Origin of the sequence: Dietzia cercidiphylli, from assembly GCF_039531545.1 — a bacterium.
Classification (GTDB): Bacteria; Actinomycetota; Actinomycetes; order Mycobacteriales; family Mycobacteriaceae; genus Dietzia; species Dietzia natronolimnaea.
Genome location: NZ_BAAAQG010000010.1, coordinates 1 through 6,284 on the forward strand (window position 1 = coordinate 1; position 6,284 = coordinate 6,284).

At 68.8% G+C, this 6,284-nt stretch carries 7 protein-coding genes; 2 read left to right on the plus strand and 5 right to left on the minus strand.

The features are described 5' to 3' along the window. Positions 1 to 62: 62 nt before the first annotated feature. Positions 63 to 1,133 (minus strand): glutathione S-transferase family protein, encoded by a 1,071-nt coding sequence (locus tag ABD250_RS10555; protein ID WP_182657896.1) that lies wholly within the window; start codon positions 1,131 to 1,133, stop codon positions 63 to 65. Between the two features lie 120 nt (positions 1,134 to 1,253). On the opposite strand from ABD250_RS10555, the gene ABD250_RS10560 reads away from it, so the two are divergent. Next, positions 1,254 to 2,288 (plus strand): DUF2332 domain-containing protein, encoded by a 1,035-nt coding sequence (locus tag ABD250_RS10560; RefSeq protein ID WP_344392168.1) that lies wholly within the window; start codon positions 1,254 to 1,256, stop codon positions 2,286 to 2,288. Between the two features lie 67 nt (positions 2,289 to 2,355). On the opposite strand, the gene ABD250_RS10565 is transcribed toward ABD250_RS10560, so the two are convergent. From ABD250_RS10565 to ectA, 4 genes are all read right to left on the minus strand, one after another. After that, entirely contained in the window at positions 2,356 to 3,183 is an 828-nt protein-coding gene (locus ABD250_RS10565) for a PIG-L family deacetylase (protein WP_182659118.1), read from the minus strand. Positions 3,184 to 3,346: 163 nt separating this feature from the next. Beyond that, entirely contained in the window at positions 3,347 to 3,769 is a 423-nt protein-coding gene (locus tag ABD250_RS10570; protein ID WP_179523620.1) for an ectoine synthase, read from the minus strand. Between the two features lie 40 nt (positions 3,770 to 3,809). After that, positions 3,810 to 5,105, minus strand: coding sequence for a diaminobutyrate--2-oxoglutarate transaminase (ectB, locus tag ABD250_RS10575; RefSeq protein WP_182610113.1), 1,296 nt, complete (start codon positions 5,103 to 5,105; stop codon positions 3,810 to 3,812). A gap of 67 nt (positions 5,106 to 5,172) precedes the next feature. Next, entirely contained in the window at positions 5,173 to 5,598 is a 426-nt protein-coding gene (gene ectA / locus ABD250_RS10580; protein ID WP_241730744.1) for a diaminobutyrate acetyltransferase, read from the minus strand. A 266-nt stretch (positions 5,599 to 5,864) separates the two neighbouring features. Between ectA and ABD250_RS10585 the strand changes: the two genes are divergently transcribed. After that, on the plus strand, positions 5,865 to 6,284 hold a 420-nt coding region (locus ABD250_RS10585), incomplete at its 3' end, for a pyridoxamine 5'-phosphate oxidase family protein (protein ID WP_344392174.1).

Below are 6,284 nucleotides of genomic sequence, written 5' to 3' on the forward strand. Positions count from 1 at the left end.
TCAACAACGACGGCACGCTCCGCGCAGCGGCCTGACCCCCGACGCACTAACGGAGATACCCACTAGCCTGCTCCGTGCCCCTCCGGGACCCGTTCGGACGGGTCCTCGATCGGACCCGGGGCGGTGCCGGCGCCGAACGGGCGGCCACCCAACTCCTCGCGGTGATGCGGGGAGAGGAGGCCCGCGAGGTCCGGCCCCTTGGGCACGATTCCGGTGGGGTTCACGTCGCGGTGGACGTTGTAGTAGTGCTCCTTGATCTGCGGGAAGTCGCAGGTGTCACCGAAGCCGGGCGTCTGGAACAGGTCGCGCAGGTAGCCCCACAGGGCCGGCATCTCGGTGATCTTGTTGCGGTTGGCCTTGAAGTGGCCGTGGTAGACCGCGTCGAAACGCACCAGAGTGGTGAACAGCCGGATGTCCGCGACGGTGATCGTGTCACCGGCGAGGTACCGACGGGTGGTCAACCGCTCCTCGAGCCGGTCCAGCGAGGCCCAGAGCTCGTCGTAGGCCTGTTCGTAGGCGCCCTGCTCGGCCGCGAAACCGCTGCGGTACACGCCGTTGTTCACGGTCGGGTAGATCCACGAGTCCAGTTCGTCGATCTCGTCGCGGTGCTCGTCGGGGTACAGGTCCGGGGCGCCGTCACGGTGGAAGGCCGACCATTCCGTGAGCAGATCTAAGTTGAGCTTCTGGTACGCGTTGGTCACCACCGACCCGGTGGGCAGGTCGACGAGGGCCGGGACGGTGATGCCCCGCGGGTAGTCGGGAATCCGGTTGAAGTAGGCCTCCTGGAGCCGGTGCATGCCCGTGACCGGGTCCTTGCCGTCGGGGTCGAGGTCGAAGACCCAGGAGTTGACGTCGTGGGTCGGGCCCGCCAGACCCATGGAGATGGCGCCCTCCAGACCCATCAGACGGCGGACGATGATCGAGCGGCTGGCCCAGGGGCACGCACGGGCCGCCATCAGGCGGTACCGTCCGGCCTCGACGGGCCACCGCATCTCGCCGATCTTCTCGCCCACCGGGTCCGATCCCGCCGGGAGATCCGCCACGACCCGATCGTTGATGTAGGTGGCGTCGCGGACGAACTCCCCGTCCTCCGAGGCGTTCTTGGCTGGCATGAACTCGGTGTCGTCTGCCATGGGGTCTCCTACGGTCGTCGTCGCGGCCAGTGGTTGATGCATCACCAATATAGCCGGTCGGCGGCCCCCGCGCCAGCACATCCGGGTGATCCGGGGCGCCCGGTGTGCCACGCTGGCCGCATGGACTCCGCGCACGTCGACGACGTTCCCACCCGCTACGCCGAGTTCGCCGAGTTCGAGGTTCGCGGCCGCACCCCGGTCTACCTGGCGTGGGCCCGGGGGATCGCCGAGGACCCCGCGACGTGCGAGCTCATCGGGAGCCTGCCCCGGATCAAGCGACAGCCCGCACTGGTCTTCGCCTCCGCCCGGCACGCCGGCGCGCCCGAGACCGAGGACTACCCGGTGTTCCGGGAGTTCGTCCACGACCACTGGACGCAGATCGAACGGATCGCCCTCACCCACTCCACGCAGACCAACGAGGCCAAGCGGTGCGCGGTCCTCCTGCCGTTCCTCTCCCTGCTCCCGGGCCCGCTCTCGCTCGTGGAGATGGGGGCCTCCGCCGGCCTGTGCCTCTACCCGGACCGGTACGCCTACCGGTACGCGCTCGACGGCGGCTCCACCCACGAGCTGCGACCGGCGGGATCGGATACGGCCGCCCCGGCCGCCGGCACGCCGGTCCTCGACTGCGCCCTGCGCGACGGCGTCCCCCGCCCGCGGTCCCTGCCCGACGTCGTCCACCGTGGCGGGGTCGACCTGGCCCCGATCGACCCCGCCCACGCGGACTCGCGTGCCTGGCTGCGCAGCCTGATCTGGCCCGGACAGCAGTCCGAGCGCGTGCCCCGCCTGGACGCCGCGCTCGACATCGCCGCCGCCGACCCGCCTCGGATCATCACGGGGGACCTGGTGGAGAAGCTGGAGGACTCCGTGGCGGCGTGCCCCGCGGGGTCCACGCCGGTGGTGTTCCACACCGCGGTGCTCGGGTACCTCGAGCCCCCGGCCCGCGCCGAGTTCGTCCGCCGGGTCACCGATCTCTGCCGGGACGCGGGCGCGGTGTGGATCTCCGTGGAGGGGGTGACCCTCCTGCCCGACGTCGCCGAGCAGGTCCCGGAACCGATCCGGCGCCACAAGGGCATCTTCGTCGTCGCCGTCAACGGGCGACCCCTGGCCACGGCGCACGGCCACGGCGACTGGGTCCGCGCGCTCGACATGCCCTGAAGGCCGGATCGGGGCGGGGCTGGTCGGATCGGGGCTGGTCGGATCGGGACTGGTCGGATCGGCCGATTCAGTCGAACGGCCACCCGCGGCGCATCGACTGGTCGGACCCCGGCTCGATGAGGTACTCGGTCCCGAACGTCGCGGTGTAGACGTTCTCCGGCAGGGCCAACATCATGCCGATGTCGCTGGTCTGGCTGGCGTGGCACTCCATGGCGCGACGCTTGAGCTCCACGACGTCCGCGGGCAGGTCGATCGCCCACGCGATCTCCGACTGCGGGACCCCGACCGGCAGCCCGTCGTCCCCGGTGAGGATCATCCGGCGCAGTTCCTCCACGTCCATGCCGCCGGACGCGAACGCCGCCAGGAACTCCGCCGCCTCGGGGCTGTCGAGCATCTCGAGCTGGGCGTCCTGATTGGTCGTGGCCTCCAACAGCCGCGGGCGACGGGCCGCCGACTCCACCGCGCGGCGGGCGATGCGGTGGACGGCCAGGTGATCCGGGTGCCCGTAGTTCCCGTGGTGGTCGTACCCCACCAGGACGTCGGCGTCCTCTCTGTCGAGGATCCGGGCGAGCCGCCCGGCCGCCTCGTCGGTGTCGGCGCTGTGCAGGCTCAGCGGATCGTCGTTCTGGGCCCAGCCGGTCATCCCCGAGTCCCGGTACCCCAGCCAGTCGATCCGGGCGACACCCAGTACCGCTGCCGCGGCCCGGGCCTCACCGCGCCGATGGTCGACCAGGTCGCCGTCGGGCCCGAGGTGGTCGGGTCGCTGGCCGTGGCCGCCGTCGGTGGCGAAGACCGTGACGACGCGGTGGCCACCACGCGAGGCGAGGGCCATCATCCCGGCGGTCTGCGAGGTCTCGTCGTCGGGGTGGGCGTGGAGGAACACGATCGTGGACACCCGACCAGTGTGCCCTCCCGCCCGGCCGGGTGTGCGACCGGAACGGACCGAACCCAGCACGCGAGACTCCCGACGCGCGACCCCCCACGCACGACTCCCCGGTCGACACCGCTCCGGGTGGAGCGGGTCCGGCCGGGGAGGGCGCGGGTGGTGCGTGTGGGGCCTACTTCTCGCGCACGACCGATCCGTCGTCCTGCAGGCGCAGGAGCGGGTAGATGCCGTTCTCGTCGTGGTTCTCGTCGCCGACGACCGGGGGGTTGAAGACGCAGAGCATCTGCATCTCCTCCTCCACGATGACCTGGTGCTTCTCGTGACCGTCGAGCAGGTACATCGAACCCGCCTCGAGCGGGTACTCCTTGTCGTTCGTGAGGTCCCGCAACGTGCCCTTGCCCCGGGTCAACCAGACGGCCTCGATGTGGTTGGCGTAGTGGAAGTCGTTGGTCGTTCCGGCGGCGATGGTGGTCTCGTGGAACGAGAACCCCACCCGGTCGTCGGCCAGGACGATGCGCTTGGACTCCCAGTTGCCGTTGTTGCCCTTGATGTGGCGGTCGGTGTCGGTGATCTCTGCGGTGGTGCGAACGATCATGTGGTGCCTCCTCGGGGAAGGTGTGGTGGTCCGGGCGGGCTCAGAGGTACTGCTGGGCGAGGACGTGGTCGACTGCCTCGTAGCAGATCTCGATTCCGCGGTCGCGCTCCTCGTCGGTCAGGATGAGCGGGGCGAGGAACTTGACGACCTCGTCGCTCGGGCCGGCGGTCTCGACCAGCATCTTGTTGTCGAAGCAGCGGGCCATGACCTCTGCGGCCAGCTCCGGCTTCTCCAGGAAGGCGATACCGAAGGCCATGCCGCGGCCGCGGAGCTCGAGCTTGCCCTCGTACTTGTAGACCAGCGGGGAGAAGCGCTCGCGGAGGATCCGGCCGTTCTCGAGCGTGCGGTTCTGCAGCTTGTCGTCCGACCAGTACTTCCGCAGCGCCACCTCGGCGGTGACGAACGCCATGTTGTTGCCGCGGAACGTGCCGTTGTGCTCGCCCGGGGTCCACTCGTCGAGCTCGCGGTTGAACAGGGTGATCGCCAGCGGCAGGCCGTAGCCGCCGATCGACTTGGACAGGGTGACGATGTCCGGCTTGATGCCGGCGAACTCGAACGAGAAGAACTCGCCGGTGCGGCCGCAGCCCATCTGGACGTCGTCGACGATGAGCAGGATCTCGTGGCGCTTGCACAGCTCGTCGAGGGCCCTCAGCCACTCGGCGCGTGCCGCGTTGATACCGCCCTCGCCCTGGACGCACTCGACGATCACGGCCGCCGGGCGGTTCATGCCCGAACCGGAGTCGACCAGTACGCGCTCCATCCACTGGAAGTCCTCGGTCACGCCGCCGAAGTAGTTGTCGTACGGCATCGGCGTGGCGTGGACCAACGGGATCCCGGCACCGGCGCGCTTCATGGAGTTACCCGTGACGGACAGCGACCCGAGGGTCATGCCGTGGAACGAGTTGGTGAAGTTGATGATGGCCTCGCGGCCGGTGACCTTGCGGGCCAGCTTGAGCGCCGACTCGACGGCGTTCGTCCCGGTCGGCCCGGGGAACATCACCTTGTAGTCCAACCCCCGCGGCTCGAGGATCGTCGAGGTGAAGGTCTCGAGGAAGGCGCGCTTGGCGACGGTGTACTTGTCGAGCGAGTGGGTGACGCCGTCGCGCTGGATGTACTCGAGCAGCGCGCTCTTCATGTCGTCGTCGTTGTGGCCGTAGTTCAGCGCGCCGGCGCCACCGAAGAAGTCCAGGTAGTCGTCCCCGTCGACGGTCGTGAGCTTCGCACCCTTCGCGGTGTCGAACACCACCGGCCAGTTGCGGGAATAGCTGCGGACCTCGGATTCGCGGTCGGAGAAGATCGAGGTGTCCAGATTGGCGTCGTGCGTGGCTTCGGTCATGGTGGTGATCACTCCATCAACAATGGTGTCGGGCGGCGGCGGCGGACGGATGCGTCCGGGCGCCCTGTTAGGAAATCGTGTAGAGATCTTCGGGTTCGTGCCCGTCACCGAGCAGTTCGGCGCCGAGGTAGTCCTCGCTGGACAACGTCATGCCCCGATCGCGCGCGACGGCGCCGAAAGTGCGCTGGGACGCCTCGTTGTCCGGGCTGATGGTGGTGCGCAGGCGGACCACGCCGCGCTCGGCGAGCCGGTCCATGAGGTTGTGGAGCAACCGTGCGGCCAGACCCTTACCGCGCTGGTCCGCGTCGACGCCCACCTGCCAGACGAAGATCGTGTCCGGCTCCGAGGGGCGCAGGAATCCGGTGACGAAGCCGACCACGCGGCCCTCGACCTCGACGACCACCGAACTCTCGGAGAACTCCGCTCCCCACAGCACGTAGGCATAGGAGGAGTTCAGGTCGAGTACTCCGCTGTCGCGGGCGATCTCCCACATGCGATTTCCGTCTGCCGCGGTGGGCGGGCGGAAAACCGCGTCGGACGAATCAGGGTTACGGGGTGCTTCTCGTTCTCCTTGGTTCATAGGTAATTACCACCGTAATGACGTGGACCGGTTGCCGCATCTACCTTCGCCGGATCGTTACCCGATTGCCGGGCGAGTCCGCAGGTGACCGCCGTGCAGTGACGTCCGTCACCCCCTGCTCCCCCGCCCCCGGGCGCCATACTCTTCCTTAGCGGGCCGGAGCCTGGGAGAATATTTTCATGGACCACAACCCGATCACCGAATTCGACGAGGGCCGCTCACTCGAGTTGCTGGCGACCGAGTCGCTCGGCCGTCTGATCACCGTCTCGGGCGGGCGGGCCGACATCTTCCCCGTCAACTACGCGCTGTCGACGGAGGGCAGGATCTTCTTCCGCACGGCGGAGGGCAGCAAGCTCGCCGGCCTCACCGTTCACCCCGACGTGGTCTTCCAGGTCGACCACATCCAGGACGAGGAGGCGTGGTCGGTGGTCGTCCGGGGTGAAGCCCGACGGCTCGACAGCTTCGCTGAGATCAACCGCGCCGAGGAACTCGACCTCAAGCCGTGGATCCCCACGCTCAAGTACAACTTCGTGGAGATCACACCGGAGCAGATCTCGGGCCGCGGCTTCACCTTCGGCGAGGAGCCGGAACGCTACACC